The 20,224-nt window shown below is 53.3% G+C and carries 19 protein-coding genes; 7 read left to right on the top strand and 12 right to left on the bottom strand.

Translation table 11 applies throughout. The features are described 5' to 3' along the window. Position 1: 1 nt before the first annotated feature. From rsxE to B4O97_RS12360, 6 genes are read right to left on the bottom strand one after another with little or no spacing between them, the layout of a single operon-like run. On the bottom strand, positions 2-670 hold the full coding sequence (gene rsxE, locus B4O97_RS12385) for an electron transport complex subunit RsxE (RefSeq protein ID WP_083051240.1): 669 nt from the start codon (positions 668-670) through the stop codon (positions 2-4). Then, complete coding sequence (locus tag B4O97_RS12380) at positions 667-1,227, bottom strand: FMN-binding protein (RefSeq protein WP_083051238.1); 561 nt, start codon at positions 1,225-1,227, stop codon at positions 667-669. Before B4O97_RS12380 ends, rsxE begins: the two co-directional genes overlap by 4 nt. Continuing rightward, positions 1,224-2,309, bottom strand: a complete 1,086-nt coding sequence (locus B4O97_RS12375) for an RnfABCDGE type electron transport complex subunit D (protein WP_083051236.1) — start codon at positions 2,307-2,309, stop codon at positions 1,224-1,226. The genes B4O97_RS12380 and B4O97_RS12375 overlap by 4 nt, the downstream gene beginning before the upstream one ends. A 44-nt stretch (positions 2,310-2,353) precedes the next feature. After that, positions 2,354-3,715 carry an electron transport complex subunit RsxC gene (gene rsxC / locus B4O97_RS12370; RefSeq protein ID WP_083051234.1) on the bottom strand — a complete coding sequence of 454 codons (1,362 nt, stop codon included), beginning with the start codon at positions 3,713-3,715 and terminating at the stop codon, positions 2,354-2,356. Further along, positions 3,712-5,223 carry a hypothetical protein gene (locus B4O97_RS12365; RefSeq protein WP_083051233.1) on the bottom strand — a complete coding sequence of 504 codons (1,512 nt, stop codon included), beginning with the start codon at positions 5,221-5,223 and terminating at the stop codon, positions 3,712-3,714. The genes rsxC and B4O97_RS12365 overlap by 4 nt, the downstream gene beginning before the upstream one ends. A gap of 15 nt (positions 5,224-5,238) precedes the next feature. Further along, a complete protein-coding gene (locus tag B4O97_RS12360; RefSeq protein WP_269844561.1) occupies positions 5,239-5,694 on the bottom strand; it encodes a divergent PAP2 family protein in 456 nt (151 codons plus the stop codon). 90 nt (positions 5,695-5,784) lie between these two features. Here B4O97_RS12360 and B4O97_RS12355 point away from each other — a divergent pair, with 90 nt between their 5' ends. Both B4O97_RS12355 and B4O97_RS12350 read left to right on the top strand, forming a co-directional pair. After that, entirely contained in the window at positions 5,785-6,669 is an 885-nt protein-coding gene (locus B4O97_RS12355; protein ID WP_083051400.1) for a hypothetical protein, read from the top strand. 62 nt (positions 6,670-6,731) lie between these two features. Beyond that, positions 6,732-8,036 (top strand): tetratricopeptide repeat protein, encoded by a 1,305-nt coding sequence (locus tag B4O97_RS12350; RefSeq protein WP_083051231.1) that lies wholly within the window; start codon positions 6,732-6,734, stop codon positions 8,034-8,036. Here B4O97_RS12350 and B4O97_RS12345 read toward each other — a convergent pair. Continuing rightward, positions 7,973-9,169 carry a hypothetical protein gene (locus tag B4O97_RS12345; protein WP_083051230.1) on the bottom strand — a complete coding sequence of 399 codons (1,197 nt, stop codon included), beginning with the start codon at positions 9,167-9,169 and terminating at the stop codon, positions 7,973-7,975. The genes B4O97_RS12350 and B4O97_RS12345 overlap by 64 nt on opposite strands. A 161-nt stretch (positions 9,170-9,330) precedes the next feature. Between B4O97_RS12345 and hisS the strand changes: the two genes are divergently transcribed. Beyond that, positions 9,331-10,650: a histidine--tRNA ligase gene (gene hisS / locus B4O97_RS12340; RefSeq protein ID WP_198947077.1), complete on the top strand. Its 1,320-nt coding sequence runs from the start codon at positions 9,331-9,333 to the stop codon at positions 10,648-10,650. Between the two features lies 1 nt (position 10,651). Beyond that, the gene (locus tag B4O97_RS12335) at positions 10,652-13,153 is read left to right on the top strand and encodes an ATP-dependent RNA helicase (RefSeq protein WP_332890574.1); all 2,502 of its coding nucleotides are present in this window, start codon (positions 10,652-10,654) and stop codon (positions 13,151-13,153) included. A 174-nt stretch (positions 13,154-13,327) separates the two neighbouring features. On the opposite strand, the gene B4O97_RS12330 is transcribed toward B4O97_RS12335, so the two are convergent. Further along, a complete protein-coding gene (locus B4O97_RS12330) occupies positions 13,328-14,368 on the bottom strand; it encodes a 3-dehydroquinate synthase (protein ID WP_158084278.1) in 1,041 nt (346 codons plus the stop codon). A 1-nt stretch (position 14,369) separates the two neighbouring features. Further along, positions 14,370-14,663 carry an ArsR/SmtB family transcription factor gene (locus tag B4O97_RS12325; RefSeq protein ID WP_083051395.1) on the bottom strand — a complete coding sequence of 98 codons (294 nt, stop codon included), beginning with the start codon at positions 14,661-14,663 and terminating at the stop codon, positions 14,370-14,372. A 123-nt stretch (positions 14,664-14,786) separates the two neighbouring features. Between B4O97_RS12325 and B4O97_RS12320 the strand changes: the two genes are divergently transcribed. Then, positions 14,787-15,968, top strand: coding sequence for a cysteine desulfurase family protein (locus B4O97_RS12320; protein ID WP_083051226.1), 1,182 nt, complete (start codon positions 14,787-14,789; stop codon positions 15,966-15,968). Further along, positions 15,965-17,164 (top strand): tRNA uracil 4-sulfurtransferase ThiI, encoded by a 1,200-nt coding sequence (gene thiI / locus B4O97_RS12315; RefSeq protein ID WP_083051224.1) that lies wholly within the window; start codon positions 15,965-15,967, stop codon positions 17,162-17,164. Before B4O97_RS12320 ends, thiI begins: the two co-directional genes overlap by 4 nt. Before the next feature lie 45 nt (positions 17,165-17,209). On the opposite strand, the gene B4O97_RS12310 is transcribed toward thiI, so the two are convergent. Next, positions 17,210-17,521, bottom strand: a complete 312-nt coding sequence (locus B4O97_RS12310) for an FmdB family zinc ribbon protein (RefSeq protein WP_083051223.1) — start codon at positions 17,519-17,521, stop codon at positions 17,210-17,212. A gap of 321 nt (positions 17,522-17,842) precedes the next feature. Here B4O97_RS12310 and B4O97_RS12305 point away from each other — a divergent pair, with 321 nt between their 5' ends. After that, positions 17,843-18,673, top strand: a complete 831-nt coding sequence (locus B4O97_RS12305; protein WP_083051221.1) for a glycoside hydrolase family 16 protein — start codon at positions 17,843-17,845, stop codon at positions 18,671-18,673. Positions 18,674-18,706: 33 nt separating this feature from the next. On the opposite strand, the gene B4O97_RS19340 is transcribed toward B4O97_RS12305, so the two are convergent. Next, positions 18,707-19,156 (bottom strand): hypothetical protein, encoded by a 450-nt coding sequence (locus B4O97_RS19340; protein WP_143305676.1) that lies wholly within the window; start codon positions 19,154-19,156, stop codon positions 18,707-18,709. Between the two features lie 65 nt (positions 19,157-19,221). Beyond that, a complete protein-coding gene (locus tag B4O97_RS12300) occupies positions 19,222-19,905 on the bottom strand; it encodes a hypothetical protein (RefSeq protein ID WP_083051219.1) in 684 nt (227 codons plus the stop codon). Positions 19,906-20,224: the final 319 nt, after the last annotated feature.

The raw sequence follows: 20,224 nt of genomic DNA, 5'->3' as shown, positions 1-20,224 counted from the left end.
ACTATTCCGCTAAAGCGGCCTCCTTTACAGCTTTTTCGCTTTTCGGCGCATCTTTCTTCTTTTCTTCGTAGTAGTTGAGAAGAGCCTTCAGATAGCCGATTACCAGGAGGGCCCCGGCGGCCAGGGTCATAATTCTGGCGGGGGACTGGTAAATCAGGGGAATCCTGATGATACCGTCGAATCCCAAAGGTGCAATCGGGAAAATGGTAATGGTACCGTTACCGAAGAACTCGCGCACCAGGGAGATCGCCGAAAGACCAAGGGTAAATCCCAGTCCCATCCCCAGGGCATCCATGACCGAAGGAAGCAGCCTGTTCTTGCTGGCGAAGGCCTCCGCACGGCCGAGAATAATACAGTTGACAACTATAAGGGGAACAAAAACCCCGAGACTGTTGTACAGGTCAGGAGCGTAGGCCTGCATGACCATCTCCACGATGGTAACAAAGGAGGCGATTATTACAATGTAGGCCGGGATGCGGACCTTCTCGGGGATAAAGCCTTTAAGAAGGGAGACAAAGATGTTTGACCCGACGAGTACAAAGAGGGTGCCCGCTCCCATACCCAGGGCGTTTATGACTTTTGTGGAGACCCCAAGGGCGGGGCAGAGTCCGAGAAGGACTACAAATATGGGATTCTCCTTGAAGAGTCCCTTGGTAAACTCGCGTATCATTCTGTTCCTCCCATTTCAGCGGCGAACTCGCTGCCCGTATTAAGGGCCTTGCCAATGCCGCTGAATGTTATGGTTGCGCCGGAGATGGCATCCGCCTGGTCCTGCGGAAGCTGGCTCTTACGGTAGGGAACCTCTTTTTCTCCGCCGGTTCCTTTGAACATGCGCATGTATTCAGGCTTCTCCGCCTCTTTTCCCAGCCCGGGGGTCTCCTGGTTGTCCATAAGAACAGCGGAGTGCACCGTACCGTCCTTGAGGTAGCTGGCGATCATGTTAAGGTCGCCGCCGTAGCCTGAGCCGACCAGGCGCAGGACATAACCGACCTTTTCACCCGAGGCGCTGGTTACCGGATAGTACCCCCGGACAACGCCGCTTTCGGCAACCTCTTCGTACTCTCCGGCGGAGCCTTCGGGAACGACAGCAGCCAGGGCTGCCTGAAGGCGTGCGCGCCTCAATTCCTCTATGCGCGGTGCAGTTACGGCATTGACAAGTCCGAGACTGAAGGCGGCCACAGCGCAGATCAGGGCGAGCTTACCGCCGATTACTGTAATAGTCTTCATTTGGCGGCCTCCTCGCGGACTTCACCGAAAAGCTTCGGCTGGGTATAGCGGTTGATCATGGGAACAAAGATGTTCATAAGGATAATCGCCAGGGAAACCCCTTCCGGGAAGGAACCGAAAATGCGGATGAGGAAGGTCAGGAAACCGATACCTGCTCCGTAGATCAGCATGCCCTTCTTCGTAAGGGGCGAAGAGACCATATCGGTGGCCATAAAAAGGAGTCCCAGCATGAAGCCCCCGGAAAGGATATGGAACAGCACGTCTCCGGCAAAAAGACCGGAGCCAAAAGGGATTCCCGCAAAGAGAAAGATGAGGACGACAAAACTCGCCGCGTAGGAGGCGACAATCTCCCAGTTGACGATCTTGACCAGCATCAGGTAAATGCCGCCTGCAAGGAGCAGCAGGGCCGAGGCCTCGCCTATGCAGCCGGGAATGTTCCCGAGAAAGAGATCAAAATAGCCGTTCTCCAGGCCGGGGAAGATACCCCGGAAAGAGGCTGTCAGGTTCATATCCAGATCGCTCACCGGAAACCCGAGATCCCGCAGCAGGGCCATGGGGCCGGATACAGGCTCCGTCAGCTCCAGGAGGCCCGTTTTTATGCTGCTCAAGGGGGTCGACATGGTCACGGCGTCAAGACGCAGGGCCCTGGGGACCGGCCAGGTGGTCATATCTCCGGTCCAGGAGAAAAAGACGAAAACCCGCCCCGCCAGGGCCGGATTCATCCAGTTGCGGCCGAGCCCGCCGAAGGTCCACTTGACCACCAGGATGGCAAAGGCCGATGCGATAACCGGAATAAAGAGGGGAATGGTGCCGGGCATGTTCATTCCCACCAGAAGCCCGGTAAGGAAGGCGCTGCCGTCGTTCAGGGTAAAACGACCGGTCGCGCGTCCGGCAAAGTATTCAAAGAGCAGACAACTTGCAATGGAAACCAGCAGTACCGTCAGGCTCGAAAGCCCGAACTGGTATACTCCCCACAGTGCCGCCGGTGCAAGGGCGGCGGAGACACGCCACATGATCGATGCGGTGGTGTCCCGGTGATGGATGTGGGGCGATGTCGTGATTATAAGGGAATCGGTGTTCATCCTAACCTCATATCTATATGGAGTTCATGCATCAACCAGGGGCCTCATGCCCTGGCCGCCGCATCCTTGCGCGCTTTGCGTCGCCGCAGTTCGTACTTACCGCCCTTCATGCCCTGAACGAGGGGTATATGGGCGGGACAGGAAAAACCGCAGCAGCCGCACTCCTTGCAGTCCAGAAGACCGATGGCCATGGCCTCTTCATATTCCTGATGGTCCAGAAACTTGAAGAGCCGACTGGGATTCAGTCCCATGGGACAGGCGGCTACACAGCGGCCGCAGGAAATACAGGCGGTCTCCCTGCTGCGGCGCAGCTCCTTTTCCGTAAGGGCCAGGATGCCCGATGTACCCTTGGTTACCGGGGTTTCGGGATCAAAGAAGGCAAAACCCATCATGGGGCCGCCGGCTACGAGCTTGACGGTTTCATCAACGGTTCCGCCTGCCTCCTCGATCAGCATGCTCACGGGAGTACCTACCCTCGCCTTCAGGTTCACCGGCTTTTTAATACCGCCGCCGGATACGGTGACAATCCGTTCGTAGAGGGCCTTTTTACAGGCAACTGCTTCGTATACGGCGTTTACCGTTCCGATGTTGGCAACCACGGCACCGACTTCAATGGGGAGTGCTCCTGACGGGACCTCCCTGTTGATTACCGCCTTCAAAAGCTGCTTTTCATCTCCCTGGGGGTATTTTACCTTCAGGGGGAAGACCCGGACCGGAAAATCGGCTTTAGCGGCGAACTCCTGCATGCGTGCGATGGCGTCGGGTTTGTTCTTCTCTATGCCGATGCGGACCTCCTTCGGTTCCAGCACGGAATGGAGGATCCTCATCCCCTTGAAAAGCTCCTCGGTTTTCTCCAGCATCAGACGGTGGTCGGAGGTCAGATAGGGTTCGCACTCTGTTCCGTTTATTACCAGGTATTCGGCACTGTACCCTTTGGGAAGGGAAAACTTTACATGGGCAGGAAAGGTCGCTCCGCCCATTCCGACGATACCGTAGTCTGCTATGGCCTTGAGGATGTCCTCCTTGCCCATGGACTTCCAGTCATCGGTCTCGGGAAAATCCGGAGGAGCGGAACCGTCGGAGGCGATTACCACAGCTTTGGATCTTCCGCCATGGGGCAGAAATATCTCGGTAAACTCCTTCACCTCCCCCGCACAGGGGCTGTGTATATTCGCGGAGATAAACCCGCTGGATTTTGCCAGAAGATCGCCGTAGGCCACGGTATCACCCGCTTCAACCACCGGCTCCGCGGGGCTTCCCAGGTGCTGAGAGAGGGGTACGATGAAGAGTTCGGGGACCGGCGCGTCCGTGATGGCGATGCCCTCGCTGTAATGCTTGTTATCCGGAGGATGGATCCCCCCCCTGGTGAAGGTAAAAACGGTCTTATTTTCGTTTATTGTTTTCATGCAGTTTGGCTCATTCTCCTTGATTCGAATCTTCTAGTGCTGCAGCCGATTAATCGCCTTCTTCCCCTTGCGCCCTGGAACAGACGTATGGCTGCAAAGGAGAACAGGAGTCCGAAGCCCGTATAGACGCCATAGACAGGAGTTCGGCCGAAGGTAATCGTAGTGCGCAGAATACCTTTCGGTATGCCTTCGTGAATGAAAAAATCTTTTATTCGGTCGGTATCGTCACTGATTATATCTGTATACCAAGTATATGTAAACCGCCATACAGTATTTCTTTCCGAGAGAATCCGGCCCTCGGCCTCCCGATAGTTCTCGATGGCAAGCTCGCCGTTCAATTTTGGAAGGGAAAAATCCGGATGGTAAAGGTAATTCTCCTGGAAATACCGGTGGGTCAGGTAGAGGGGCAGCGACGGGGCGTCCTGTTTCCGCCCAAGCTCCTCCAGGGCGGCAAGACTCCGGTCAAGGTCCTTCGCAGGAAGGGCAAGTTCCACCGGGACGGGCAGCTTGAGATCCGTCTCTTCCAGCCCCGCTGGCAGCAGAAGTACTATCAACATCCCGCAGGCCGCAGCCGCTGCCTGGAGGGTCATCTTTCCGCCCTTCTCCCGCGGGCTCCCCAGAGAGACCGGTACAAAGAGGGAATGCAGAAGCTGCTTCTGCCGGTGTTCCTCGATCAGCAGCCTGAAGCGCAGCAGGGCAAGGGCTGCAAGGGCCGCGGAAAAGGGAAAACGCAGAAAATCGGCAAAGGAGACAAAGGCCCCGTACATGGCCATACCGGTAAAGAGCCCGAGGGCCAGCAGGGCTGCTTCGAAGCGAAAAGCCGGTTCCAGAGCCGTCTCCCTGTCGTGATACCGGCGAAGCAGAAAAGGCAGAACCAGGGAAAGCAGCCGGGGAATGACAAAGAGGGCCAGGAGGGCCAGAAAAGCGGCGTCCCTGCCGGAAAAAAGTATGCCGATACCCCAGGGGAGCAGCATAAGAGCGGACAGCAGACGCCGGGAAGGCTGCAGGATAAGTACAGGCAGAGCGACCAACAGAAAGGTAAGCACCAGGGGCAGATTAGAGGGACGACTCGTATCCACAAGGAGGGCATCTTCGGAGCCGATACCCTTTTCCCGAAGCAGGACTTCCACATCACGGGGAGGAAGACTCCGGGGAATATACAGCACGTCCGCCTCTTCTCCCTGCCAGTCGGCCCGGAAAAGAAAAGGCAGGGTCCGGATAAAGGGATCGATCCGCGGATCCAGGGGCGAAAGACTGGTTTCCACCTGATCCAGGGGAATCTGCAGCATTGAAGAAAAACCGTTGATGTCCACCTCAAGGGTGCGGGGAGAGAGTATATCCAGCTCCGGAGAAAGCCGTTCCTGTACATCCCTGCCGTTTCTGGCAACCAGGGTATACCAGTCGGGCCAGATCTTCAGGGGACCTTCGGCGGGTTTTCCCGCTGCCAGCATGATACAGACAGCCAGATAGAGGAGAACAAATAATCCCGCACGAACAAACAGCTTCATGGGAAGCACCACCCCTTACAGTTTGCAGAACGCAACTGCGATAAAGAAGCCGAGAAGCGCCCCGATAAAAACCTCCGCCGGGGTGTGTCCGTGAACCTCTTTTACCGGATGAAAGGGGATTTTATAGCGTTTCTGCAGCTCCGCACCAAGATTGTTCAGGGCTCTGGCCTGCAGCCCCGCCGAACGGCGCACACCAAGGGCGTCGCGGATGACAAGCATGGAAAAGAAGAGCATGGAAATGAAAATCGGGGAATCCATTCCCTCGATGAATCCGAGGGAGGTGGTCAGCGCAGCAGTCGTCGAGGAGTGGCTCGAAGGCATCCCTCCGGTACGCCACAGAAGACTGTAGACTACATCCCGGGATTTGAGGGAACGGGGTTTGAACAATTCAACGGCGGCCTTGACGAACTGAGCCATAAACCAGCCGAAGATCGCCGATAAAAAAACTGGATGACTGAGAAGGCGATACACTTAACTTACCCCGCAGGCGATCATGCTGAAGGTATTTTCCCCGCCTCCCCGCCATTTGTCAAGGCAGGACGAAAAGAGTATAGTTTGGATGTGAAACGCATATTCAACCACATCCAGTTCCTCCTTAAAGGGATCAAGGTATTTGCCCTGGTGGGACGCAGCGGTACCGGAAAAAGCTTCAGGGCAAAACTCGTGGCCCAGAAGTACGGCATAGAGCTCATAATCGACGACGGTCTCCTTATACATGACCAGAAGATCATCGCCGGAAAATCGGCAAAGAAAGAGAAGGCCTACCTGGGAGCCATTAAAACCGCCCTCTTTGACGATCACGAACACCGGGCGGAGGTTCTGTCAGCCCTGCACGAAACAAAGTTCAAGCGCATACTCCTTATAGGCACCAGTGAACGGATGGTGGAGAAGATCTGCAAGCGGCTGCGCCTGCCGTCAATCTCGAAGATGATCAAGATAGAGGACATCGCCACCACCGACGAGATCGAGACGGCCATCCGATCCCGAAAGATCGAAGGAAAGCATATAATACCCGTCCCCTCGGTGGAAATAGCCCGCAACTACTCCCACATTGTCTATGATTCAGTCAAGATATTCCTGAAAAACAAGCTCCCCTTTCTGACCTCCAGCAGGCAGCAGGTTTTTGAAAAAACCGTTGTACGGCCGGAATTCTCCAAACGGGGAAGGGTTTCCATCTCCAAGGCCGCCCTTACCCAGATGGTGCTCCACTGTGCGGAGGAATACGACTCCACCATCACCCTGAAAAAGGTCCATGCCCGTATCGACTCCCACGGCTATATTCTGACCCTGCACATCCATGTTCCCTACGGGGTGCAGCTCTCGGGAAACCTCCACGGCTTTCAGGAGTACCTCATCGACAACCTGGAACGCTACGCCGGAATCATGATCCAGAAGGTAAATGTGATCATCGAGGACTTCAGTTCCCGGGAAATGAGGAGAATTTGAGATTATAGGGGTGCCTGTCGATAGATAATATGGGAAGTAACAGGAAGGAGGGATCAGGACAGATGAAGCGGGTCACACACAGCGGAGTCGCAAAGACGGCTCTGATAATAAGCTTACTGCTGACAGCGGGAACTCTGCTCGCCCAGGCCCCGGAGTTTTCCCAGGCCGGGAGCGATTACTACCGGGCATTCTACACCGGGCCGGTATCCAGAGCTCAGAATCTTGCACGCCAGCTGGACGCCTACGGGGAGCTCTTTGAAGAGTATCTCCATTTTGAACGAACAGGATTAAAGGAAAAACTGAAGGTGAGAATTTTCTCCGACCGGGAGAGCTATGCCGGCTATCTCGAAAAGATCATCGGCGAGCCCAGGGACTCCTTTGTGTATCTCCAGTACAGCGATCCGGGCATGAATGAACTGGTGGGCTATGAAACCGGTCCGGGCTTCGAAAGCTCCCTGGTGCACCACTCCTTTATCCAGTATCTCAAGAGTTTTGTTCCCCACCCTCCCCTCTGGCTCCAAAAGGGCATGGCGATCTACCTGGAAAACTCCCGTTATGTGCCCGAGCAGGATCGCGCTGAATACCGGGAGAACCTGGCATGGCTTAAAAGCCTGAAGACCTATATTGCCCTCGAAAGCGAAGTGATCCCCGTCTCGATTCTGCTTACCATGGACGTGGCGGCCGCCAACAGCCGGATAGAAAGCTTCTATGCCCAGAGCTGGGGACTCATCCATTTTCTTTTGAACAGCGGTGATAAAGAGTATAACCGTATTATCTGGGATACCCTCTCATCCCTCAAAAAGGACGCAAGCCGCCAGGAGAACGAGACCATCGTTATTGAGAAGGGCTTCGGCTGGGTGGACAAGGACCGTTTTCTTGAAGACTTCGAGGAGTACGTACGGAACATAAAGACATTTCCGGAGCTGGTTCAGGAAGGAATTGTCGCCTATAACCGTGAGGATTACACAACAGCGGAAGAACTCTTCACCCGTTCCCTGGAACTCAGACAGAACCATTACATCCCCTACTACTACCTGGGGCTTATTGAATACGCCCGGCAGGATTACAGCGCCTCCGATAACTACTACCAGCTCGCCATGGACAGAGGCGGGGCTGCGGGACTCATTTATTATGCCAGGGGCATTACCGCCTACTCCGCCCGCAGGGACGATGAGGCAAAAGAGCTGCTCAGCTATGTAATAGAAGAAGACCCCGAAGGCTACGGCGTAAAGGCCCGGGAGCTCCTGACCAGACTGGAAACGGATGAGCCAGAGAAAACAGCTCCCGACGGGGAAGAAGCGGTTCAGGACCCCGAGGAACCTGATGACCCCGTATCCGATGAATCAGAACCCGATGCAGGAGCCTGAACAGACTCCTCCTGTAACCTGGTCCCCTCTTCGGAGGGGGCCTTTTTTGTACGTTTCCGACGGCGGCGCTTCTTTTTCTTCTTCTTTTCCTTGACAATCCCCCGCTCATCAAAAAGCAGTTTGACGGCGTTTTCGACGTCCAGATTGGGGGGTGTCAGAGGCGAGAGAAGCCCCTTGAAACCGCGGAAGGCTGTTTTGAAGAGCTGATCATACCCCTCGTCTCCGGGAAGACGCAGGTAAGGACCAAAGATCCGCTGGATAAGCTCGCCCCTGCTCAAGGGTTCCCCGGCCCCGGCGATTCTTTTATCCAGTTCATCGAGAAGACTGAGAAACTCACGGAATGCCTTTTTACCTCCGATTCCGCTGATCTCCTCAAGAAGGGAGGGGATCATGAAAGAAAGCAGGCCGTACTGCTCCGCCAGTCGTATAATCGCCGCGGAGGACCCGCCCTCCAGAACCTTGAAGACCTCTTCGGTCATCCTGGAACTGGATATGTTCTCCAGCTCTCCTGCGTTTTTCCTGATGGCCTTTCTCAAGCCGAAGGGAATGGAAAACTGGCCGGCGGCAGCGTATTTTACCGCCCGGATCATCCGGACCGGATCATCCTGAAAGGTCGTCTCCAAAGGCAGCAGTGAACGCATGCGTTTACTGCGTACATCCTTCATGGCAGAGACAAAATCGTAGACGTACTCTTTTTTGGGATCGTAATAAAGGGCGTTAATGGAAAAATCCCGGCGCTCCACATCCTCTTCCAGGGTACCGAAATCATTATTGTCCGCACCGGGTTCGTTGGAACGAAAGGTGGAAACCTCGATAATCTTTCCATCCTTGAAATGAACGTGCACCAGCCGGAAGCGGCGGCCGATTATCCGGGAATTCCAGAAGAGCCTGCGCACCTTTTTAGGTTGTGCGTCGGTGGTAATATCAAAATCCTTGGGGGTTTTCCCGATCAGAAGGTCCCGGACTGCCCCGCCGACGATATAGGCGTGATAGCCCTCCCGCTGGAGACGATCGGTTATAATGAGGGCCTCTTTGTCTATCTTTTGTCGTGAAATTCTGTGTTCTTCAAGCGTGTAGATGCGGGCGCGTTCATAGCGCTTTCCTGCTTTGTCAATACCGTACCGGATCAGCAATGGTGTACCTGCTTACGAAAATGCATTGTTTGTTTTTGTGTACAACTCTTAGATATAACGTGTTTTATACTTAATTTCAAGCACCGTATGAACGCTTGAAAATGAAAGCCCAGTAGTTCATAGTAGAAGCAGCACTATACTTCTGCAAGCGAGGTACTCCAATGGCGTCCATAATCCAACCCCGGGTCCTGAAAGGCTTCCGTGATTTTCTGCCGGAAACGGAAATCCAGCGCCGGGGCATTGTAAAGATACTGGAGGAGCAGTTCCGTCTTTTCGGTTTTGTTCCCATCGATACCCCCATACTGGAATACACCGAGGTTCTTTTAGGCAAGGGAGGCGGAGAGACGGACAAGCAGGTCTACCGCTTTGAAGACCACGGCGGCCGGGATGTGGCCATGCGCTTCGACCTTACCGTTCCCTTTGCCCGTTTCATGGCCGCCCATGTAAACGAACTCTACCTTCCTTTCAAGCGCTACCACATGGCAAAAGTATTCCGCGGCGAGAACACCCAGCGGGGACGTTACCGGGAGTTCATGCAGTGCGATTTCGACATCGTCGGGACAGATACCGCTTCGGCGGATTTCGAGATCCTGACCATGATGCACGACTCTTTCCACGCCCTGGGGGTATCAGGTGTTACGATCCGCCTCTCTCATCGTGGAATATTCAACCGCTTTCTTGCCCACCGGGGCATTGCGAAGGATTCGGCGGAGATTCTCAGGACCGTGGACAAGCTCTCCAAGATCGGTTCCGACGCGGTGCTGGAACTCCTTGAGGAGCTATCCGGGAAGGAGAATGCCAGGGCAATTCTGGATTTCATCGGCGCGGAGGGGGATTTTTCGGCGGTTCTGGAAAAGATGGAGGATCTTGCAGGCGGGGAAGACGAGGATACCCGCCGCCTCAAGGATCTGAAGGCGGCGATGGCAAGGTGCGGAATCCAGGAAAGCTTTGTGCTCGACCCCTCCATAACCCGGGGCCTGGATTACTATACCGGGGTGGTCTTTGAGACTTTTCTGGATGAGCTTCCCCAGATCGGCTCGGTCTGCTCCGGCGGGCGCTACAACAACCTGGCATCCCTCTACACAAAGCAGGAACTGCCCGGAGTGGGAGCCTCCATCGGACTGGACCGGCTGATGGCCGCCCTGGAGGAGATCGGAAGCTCCGGACGGAAAGAGGCCCCGGTGGAAGCCATGGTGCTCTGTATGGATGAAGAGGGTACCGGCGACTTCCACGCCTTAGCCCGCAGACTGCGTGCCGCAGGTATCCGTGCCGAGGTGTATCCGGATCCCCGCAAGCTGGGAGCCCAGTTCAGTTTTGCGGAAAAGAAAGGGGCCCTGGCGGCGGTTCTTCTGGGAGAGGAAGAGAGAAAGGCGGGAACGGTAACCGTAAAAGACCTGGCCGCCAGAAAAAACCACGGGGGTCTTTCTCCCGAGGAAGCCATTAAACTGGTCAGAGAACTGACAAAAAAGGAACGGAACTGATTTGCGTATAAGCCCGGAAAACCTGCCGGTTTACCAGCAGAAAGAGAAAATCCTGGACGCCCTCAAAGAGAACCAGGTGATCATAGTGGAAAGTCCCACGGGATCGGGAAAGACGACACAGCTTCCCCTGATTCTCCATCGAGCGGGATACTCCGACGGGGGAACCATTGGGGTAACCCAGCCGCGGCGCATCGCGGCCCTGTCGGTGAGCGACTACATCGCCAAACAGATCGGATCGGAGATCCCCGGCGAGGTGGGCTACAAGATGCGCTTTGACGACCAGACCCTGCCGGAGACCCGCATCAAGATCATGACCGACGGCATTCTGCTTCAGGAGATGAAGGCGGACCGCTACCTGAGCCGCTACTCGGCGATTATCGTCGACGAGGCCCACGAACGGAGCCTCAATATCGACTTTATCCTGGGCCTCCTCAAGCAGGTGCTGGAAGCCAGAAAGGACTTCAAGGTGGTGGTCTCCTCGGCAACCATAAATCCGGTGGTCTTTTCCGAGTACTTCAGCGGTGCTCCGATCATTCATATCGACACCCGGATCTATCCCATCAAGGAGATCTATGAACCTTTGCCGGAACGCTCCTCTGAAGAGACCCTGGTTCAGACCATCGTGGATATCGTACGGAAAAAGATCCAGCAGAAGAGCCCGGGGGACGTACTGATCTTTCTGCAGGGAGAACGGAACATCAAGGAGTGCGTCAACGCCCTGGAGAGCTCCTCTTTTTCCCCGAGGCTCAAGGTTCTGCCCCTCTACGGGCGCCTGAGCAAGGAGGAACAGGAGCGGGTATTCGATGAAACCCCGGAAGGAAAATACAAGGTCGTTGTGGCTACGAACATTGCCGAAACCAGCGTAACCATCGACGGGATAACCACGGTGATCGATTCGGGACTTGCCAAGATCAACTACTACAATCCAAAAACTTTTACGTCCTCCCTGGTGGAGAACCCCATTTCCCAGGCCTCCTGCAACCAGCGAAAAGGTCGGGCCGGACGAACCCAGCCGGGAACCTGCTTCCGTCTCTACTCGAAAAAAGACTTCCGGGAGCGGCCCCTTTTTACCATGGAAGAGATCTACCGCACAGACCTCTCCGAGGTAGTCCTGAGGATGGCGGAACTGGGAATAAGCGACTTCGAGGAGTTCGATTTTATCTCTTCCCCGGGAATCCAGGGAATTCGATCCGCCGTGGAGACCCTCTACACCCTGGAAGCCCTGGACGGTGAACGTCATCTTTCCCGGGTGGGAGAAATGATGGTCCAGTTCCCCCTGCTCCCCCGGCACTCCCGGATGATCGTCGAAGGAATCATGCGCCATCCCGATGTCCTGGAGGAGATACTGATCGCCGCGGCCTTTCTTTCCGCCAACACCCCCTTCCTGCTGCCCCAGGGGGAAGAGATGGAAGCCCGACGGGCGCACCATCAGTTCGCCGACGCTGCAGGAGACTTCGTCTCCTACCTGAAGCTCTTCCGGGCCTTTACAGCCTCAAAGAACAAAAAACGTTTCTGCGAACACCACTACCTGGACGAGCGGATCGTCCACGAGATAGTCAATATCCAGCAGCAGCTCTCCCAGATCGTCAGCGACATGGGAGTCCCCATATCCTCCGGCGGCAGCATGGAGGACTACCTCTGCGCCGTATCCACCGGACTTATCCAGTTTGTCTGCGCCCGCTCAGGCCGCGGGGTCTACCACAGCCTGACGGCGGAGCAGATCCAGATTCATCCCGGATCGGTGATGTTCCGTGAGAACCCCCAGTACATCGTCGCGGGAGAGATCGTCAAAACCTCCCGGACCTTTGCCCGCTCCGTCTCTCCCCTGAAGAAGGAGTGGCTCGCCCGGATATCTCCCCTGCTGGCCAAGGGACTTGCCCCGGGAAAGGGCGGCAAGGAGGAACGGAGCACCCGGGAAAAACAGCGGGACACCACCTGGGAGGTCCAGATTGCCGGGGTTACCTTCATGCTGAAACAGGGCTCAGGCAAGGGAAAAGGAAAGAAGAAACTGGCTCTCCTCCCCTACCAGGACCTGAAAAAAGCCATAAAGCGCAGCCGGGGAGACCTTTCCGGCAGCAACCTGGGAAACCTGCGAGGAGTAGTCGTCTACGAAGGCCGGGAGTTTTTGAACGGAGAGAAGCTCCGCAAGATCGTCCGCTGGATGAAGCACATAGAGCTTCCCCAGATGCTGACCAGCGACTGGCCCCAGGGAAAGACCTTCAACTCTTATCAGGGAATGGAAGAACTGGCGGGAATACTGGAGAAGCTCCTTCTGCTGGCGCCGTCAAAAAAGAACAGCTCCGTCCTGGGCTTTCTGGCCCTCTATACCAACGGCGAAGGAAACTACTGGCTCAAACCCGCCAAACGCTTCAGCACCGCCGTAGAGATGAGCCTGGCAAGCCTGGAGGTCCTTATAGACGAACTTGACCCCAAAGCCAACAAGAAGTACGCCAAGACGGTGAACGACCGCTACCGCTTTTTATCCAGGCTCTACGAGGAGTAAGACGGGATCCCAGTTGCATACTGTTCCGAATCGTGGGGATATAAGTACCATGCAGCCGGATGTTACCGATACAATGGAAAATTCCCCGCAATATGTAACATCGGGTTGGATAATTCCTTTGAGCAAGCAGCCTTAATTGCTATCCATCCCCACGATTCGGGACAGTAATAAAGATTAGCCGTCAGAAAAAGGGGCAAGCACTTGTTTGAGGAGTTCCTCAGAAAGAGGAGTAAAGAAGGTGTCGCCCCTGCGGTGCTGAAGGACAAAATGGACCTCCCCGTTTTTCCGCTTCTTGTCCCGCTCGAGGACATCCAGGTAGACGCCAAGGTCGGGAATACGGTAGCCAAGATCGTAACCGTAGGATGTGAAAAACTTCTTTACTTCCGCAGCGTAGTCAGGATCCGTCGCTCCCAGAGACACTCCGGCCTCCATTGCCCGAGCGATCCCCCAGGCGACGGCATGACCGTGGGGCAGGACCCCCAGACCCAGAAGACTCTCCAGAGCATGACCAAAGGTGTGTCCCAGATTCAACTGCGCCCGGATACCCTCTTCGGTGGGATCCGCCTCGACGATTCTGCCCTTAACCGCCAGGGAACGGGGAATAAGATCGTTCAACACCCGAACGTCCCGTGACAGCACATCACTCTTCCGGGCAGAGAGGTCTGAAAACAGATCGCTGTCTTCCAGAAGGGCGTGCTTTAACACCTCCGCCAGGCCGGAGAGATACTCGGATTCCGGAAGGCTCTTGAGCAGGAATGGATAGATGAGGATTTCACCGGCGGGATAGAAGCTGCCTATTATATTCTTGTAAGTGCCGTAATCGATACCGGTTTTTCCGCCCAGGGAGGCATCGATCATGGAAAGAAGGGTGGAAGGAATCAGAACCAGTCCGCAACCCCGCATGTAGATGGAAGCTGCGAAAGCCGCGGTATCACAGACGACACCGCCGCCCAGGGCGATGACCAGATCATCCCGGCCGAGGGGTACGGAAAGAGCGGCATCGATGATCTTTAACACAGAGTCCCAGTTCTTGGCGGCCTCCCCCCGGGAAAGCACAAGCACAGGATCAGCCCCGGAAGGGAGGAACTGTCGGGTTGCCTCGTCGCAGACCCAGAGTGCTGCCCTACTCGAAGGCAGATTATCCGGATCGATACTCCCGGAGTCGAAAGACCGGACCCGAGTTCTGCGAAGACCAAGGGTAAAAGATCGATCCACCCTACACCTGATGGGGAAAACTCTTAATAATAGCCTTTACAAAATCATCGCTGATTGAATAGATCCGCCGATTACCGTCGACGGCGGAGCTGACTATCCCCTTGTTTTTCAGCACCGCGAGATGCTGGGAGATAACCGGCTGGGACTGTTGAAGACACTGCCAGAGTTCGCTTACGCAGGCGTTCTCTTTTTCTATAAGACAGAGTATCTTCAGCCGTACCGGATGCCCGCAGACCTTGAGACGTTCGGCATAGGACTCAATCAGAGAATCTGGACAACAGGTTGCTTGATTCATGTTAGGCAACTGTACACCTAGAAGGGAATCAAAATCAAGTATTGATTTCATATATAACGATTCCATAATCCGTAACATTTCTGTGCCCTTGAGTAATAATGGGCTAATTCTTATTATGGCAGAATGATTTCTACTTACCTGGACTGGGCAGCCACCGCCCCACCAGATCCGGATGCATTGGATTACGCGCGGCAGGTGGCCCTGGAATACTTCGGAAACCCCTCATCCCTGCATTCTTACGGGAAAAAAGCCGCGGAACTCCTCGCTGAATCCCGAAAAAGAATCGCAGAACTGCTGAACTGCAAACCGGAGCAGATTTATTTTACCTCAGGAGGAAGCGAGTCGACCTCCATCGTTTTTTCCCAGCTCCTATTAAGCGTAAGGAAGGGATCGATTCTGATTGGCGCCACGGAACACCCCTCGGTATGGGAAACGGCCAGAGTCTATTCCGAACTCGGCTATCCGGTACACGAGGTAAAACCGGGAAAGGACGGACGCATCAGTCCGGATGTGGCCCTGCACGCTTTTAGCTCTGAAACAGAGCTTATAAGCATAATGCTCCTTAACAATGAGACAGGAATTGTCCAGGACGTAAAAAGCATTGCCGCAGCCTTACGGGATGCCCGCGGGGGGAAAAAACCGCCCCATATTCATACCGACGCCGTTCAGGCCCTGGGAAAAGAGAAGATCGATCTTGAAGATCTGGGGGTGGATTCGGCCTCTTTTTCCGGCCATAAAATAGGCGCCCCCAGGGGCATCGGTATACTTTACCTGAGACGCCCCATTCAGGGACTTTTTAAAGGTGGCGGACAGGAGAAAGGCGTCCGCCCCGGGACGGAAAACCTTCCCGGAATAGCGGCCCTTGCCAGGGTCATGGAAAAACGCCTTCCCTTAATAGAGGAGCATCGGGAACAGGCCCGCCGACAAAAGACCCGTCTTATGGAGGGGCTTTCGGAAATACCAGGAGTACTTTTTATTCCTGAACAGGCTGCGGGCACAGATTCGCATATATCGCCTTTTATATTGAAGTGCTCCTTTCCTCCCGTACCGGGAGAGGTACTGCAGCGAGTCTTAAGCGACTGCGGCTACGCCGTATCCACCGGATCGGCCTGTTCCAGCAGCGCAGACAGGGGACGGAAAAAAGAGAAGATCAACCGGGTATTGAAGGTCCTTGGAGTCAGCCCGCAGGCTGCCGAATCCTCAATTCGGATTTCTCTGGGTCCGGCGACACGGGATGAAGAAATCGAAGCCTTTGTAGAAACAGCCACAAGGGAAATCGGAACCATCAAGGAGCAGCTGGGATGAACAGGGAGCTAACTGCCCACTACCTGATCCGGGTTGGAGAAATCGGACTCAAGGGCAACAACCGCAGGATGTTCGAACAGCAGCTCAAGGAAAACATAAAGCGCCGCCTTAAAGGACTTGAGGCACGGGTTACCGGCGGACGGGGACGCTTTTTTCTGGAATTGTTTTCCGGCAATCCGGCGGTTGCTGAGGAGGTACTTGCATCAACCTTCGGTATCGTCGCCTTTGCCCGGGTTCGTGTCAGCGAAAAGGATATGGAAGCAATCAGGGCTACCGCGGCAGAGCTTTTACAGAAAGAAGTAAGGGCTTCGGCCTCGGGAACACTCAGCTTCAAGATAAACGCCAAACGGACAGACAAGAGTTTTCCTCTGAACTCCTACCAGATTGCCGTGGAGCTCGGAGACAGGCTTACCCGTGACATACCCGGATTGACGGTGGATGTTAAGAATCCGGATGTATCCCTTCAGATCGAGGTCCGGGACAAGGTGTACATCTGGGGTCCCCAGTCCGCGGGACCCGGGGGACTCCCTGTAAGCTGCGCCGGCAAGGGAATACTGCTCCTTTCCGGGGGAATCGACTCACCCGTGGCTGGCTGGATGATGGCCAAGCGGGGATTAAAGCTGGATGCTGTCTATTTTCATGCCTACCCCTACACCTCCGACGAGGCAAAGGAAAAGGTTGTGCAGCTGGCCCGCATCCTGGCCCCCTGGAATGGGGGAATGAACCTTTTTGTGGTACCCTTTACGAAAACTCAGCTTAAAATAAAGGAGAGGGTCCCCAAGGAGGCGGTTACCCTGATAATGCGGGCGGGAATGATGCAGGTAGCCCATATGGCCGCGGAAGAGCGTGGAGCCGGCGCCCTTGTAAGCGGTGAGGCCTTGAGCCAGGTTGCCAGCCAGACAGCAGGCAGCATGCGCTTTACCGGGAGCGTAACGGATTACCCTGTGTTCCGGCCCCTTATCGGCATGGACAAGGAAGAGATTATCCGCACGGCAGAGAGAATCGGAACCTATGAGACCTCCATACTGCCCTACGAGGACTGCTGCACAATATTCTCGCCGAAACACCCCCTGACATCGCCGAATTTCAGCAAAATCCTGGGGATATACCGGCAGGCAGGACTTGAAAACGAGCTGACCGAAGCCTATGAGGAGAGTGAGCGGATTTACATTCCGCCGTACCCGGAGAACGAATAGCGGGCAGGAAGCAAAAGAGCAAAAAAAAAAGCGCCCGATGGTGAATCAGGCGCTCTCCTTGCTGTTACCGCTTTTTTTATCCCCGGCGGGGCTTCCGGCCGACGAAGGATCGGAAGACTTTGAGTCTCCGCCGCCGGACGAGGACTTTTTAGCCCCGCCCCCGGAGCCGCTGGAACCCGAGCGGTTATCGGTAACATAGAAACCGCTCCCCTTGAAGATTATGCCCATGCCGCCGCCGATAAGGCGTTTTACCTCTTTGCCGCACTTTGGACATTCCTTGAGGGGGTCGTCGGACATGCTCTGAAAATACTCAAAAACGTGTCCGCAGGACTGGCACTCATAATCATAGGTTGGCATCTTCTTCCTCATTACCTTGAAATGGCTTGTATGGGGGAAGATATTAGAACAAATCCAGCCGCAATGCAATAGGTATCCCAACATCCTGTCTGTGCCAAAGCGAACTACATGGCATTGAAATGCGCGAAAATGGATTTATTGGACTATTATAAATGGATACAATAATAAATATGTATGATTTTGTGCACATATTTATATTTGAAAAAGATTGTTTGATAGATAAATACTTATATTGTTAAGAATTATATTTTCTTTCCTAAAATAATTCATTCTGGCATACTTTTTGCTTTGTATTAATATCTTTTATATCAAGGTGGTAGTATGACTAAACATACATTACTCCTCATTGCTACGATTATATTAATCGTTTCGATTGGAACTATTGGATGTGCACTTGACCTTCCAGTTGATGCTGTAGATGAGAATGAACAGCTTACAGAACAAGACGAAGCTGAGGAAGAAAATGAGGGAGAATCTAATCCAAATGTATTCTTAGAAACCTTTGACACCCTGGACACTTCAGTATGGCAGGTCGCCACTTGGAGTGAACATGGTGGCCAAACCGGTTATGATCGGTGTTTTGTTGAGGATGGCAAGCTCAATATGATATTCATCAATGACAGCGTAGATGGGTACTTGAATGCTGCACTGCAAACCAGAGAGGAATACCTCTACGGAACCTGGGAGGCTAGTCTTAAACCTTCCTCCGTTCCTGGTGTTCTCAACTCTTTCTTCACAATTGACTGGGACGATATGAGTACTTCTTCTTCAACCAGTGATGGAACCAAACAGGAAATCGACATCGAATTCTTGACCTATACATTCGCAGAAGATTTTGGAAGAGTGCATTATGCAGTACACGCAGAGGGATATAACAGTTATGAGTCAGTACCGGACATTGCCCTTGATTTCAATCCATCCGATGATTTTCACACTTGGGGATTTGAAATTACTCCTGAGTTTATCCGTTGGTTTGTCGATGATATTACTCTTCGAACCTATACGTATAGTGAAGGTGATATAAACATCACTGAACCCTACCAGTTAAAGCTCAACGTCTGGAGCAAGGAAAACTGGATCAATGGTCCACCGGAAGCGGATGTGGAGTGTATTTATCAGATTGACTGGATCCGGTTTACACCAGCCGAATAGGTATAGTGTATCTCAGTGTAATTCATTTTGGAATTAAAAACTGAGAAGATATCCTGCGGAAAACCCGATGCTTGAATCGATGTCATTTTTATCTGTCCGGAATACAGATTCTACAAGTATATCGAAAAAAACGTTTCTGAGCATCAGCCTGCCTCCAGCGGATAATAGAGGTAAAAAGGCAGATAGTTCCCGGCTGTGGAAGTATTCAAATCCCCCACCCATCCAGGCTTCCAAGCCCGGATTGTCATCACCATTACTCAGAGGAACAATCAGGCAGAGAGGAAATCCTGCAATTACTGCAGAACGGTTAAACGAAAAAGATGCTTTTGCCATTAACCAGGGAGCATTCCCCGGCCTATAGGTTGAATAGATAGTAATGAATGTCTGTTCGATACCGTAAGGAGCTACGTCAATGCTGATGCCAGCTCCAAGGGAGAGTTCGGAGGTATCGGTGAAGAGTTGGAGAGTGAAAAAAAAGAACACAACGCCAACGATACATCGCTTAACATTTTTTGATTTAATTCCGGGCCGCCTTTTATTTTTCCAAACTAATTACATTTCCATCTGTTGTAATAGTAGTTCAGCAGAGGAACAAACTCGTCAGTCGATTTCTGGTTCCCTGTGCTGTTAGGATGATTATTTCCGTCATGATACGGCGATGTTCCATCGTAGTCAGGTGCGTAGGTGTAGACCAGCTCTCCATCCTCAATGGTATGATGGGAACCCGTTTCCGAGAGGACACAGTAGAAATCGAATACACCAACGTTATTTCCAGAGTAACCTGAGAGCCAGCCATTCTCTTCGTCCACCAGCCATTCACACAGTTCACGAGTAAGTACATAGCTTGAAACTACAGTCTCTCCGGGAGGAGTTACGAGTATGAACAGTTTATCCTGTCTTAGCTCAAAGTAGCTCAATATCTCATTGTATATAGCCTTCTCATCGTCAATACTTGAACCGACTTCGCTTAACGGATAACAGGACTTGAACATTATGATGTCATTCTCCCCACCTGGATCGGCGATAGCCGTATACGTCGCATTCTTGTTTGCTGTGGTGTAAACAGCGTTCATTATGTTGTCTCGCTGGGTTTCTCCGTTGCCCTGAATTGTTGTATCAGTAAACCATGCCGGCCAGTCTCCAGTATCTGTTCGGTCTCCAATGTCCTCGTTATATGGCGCGTCCCAATCATAATAGATATCTCTCACATCATAGCTGTCCAAAACAATCATAACATCACCATCTGAAGATTGACAGATTTTGTTACTCTACCCTTTGGTGGTGGTTTATTAAGAATAGTCCATATATCTTTTCGGGAGTTCAGAATAGTCGGAATCAATTTCATAAGCGAAAAATGAGTCCATGTTCTGGTAGACAGCATTTTCAATTGTTGGAGCAACAAGAATGCAATCAATGCGATCCATATCTGAGTCATCACAGCATTTCTGGATGTTCCGAAGAACTTCTTTATGTTTAAATTCTGCTTTATGGTTTTACCTAAAGTGAGCGATTCCGAATAGAAATGAACTCCGCCAGCGGTTTTACCCTAGC

The sequence above is a fragment of the Marispirochaeta aestuarii genome, from assembly GCF_002087085.1.
Classification (GTDB): Bacteria; Spirochaetota; Spirochaetia; order JC444; family Marispirochaetaceae; genus Marispirochaeta; species Marispirochaeta aestuarii.
The sequence above is the reverse complement of the archived record's forward strand: the minus strand, read 5'-3'. Positions and strand labels throughout refer to the sequence as shown.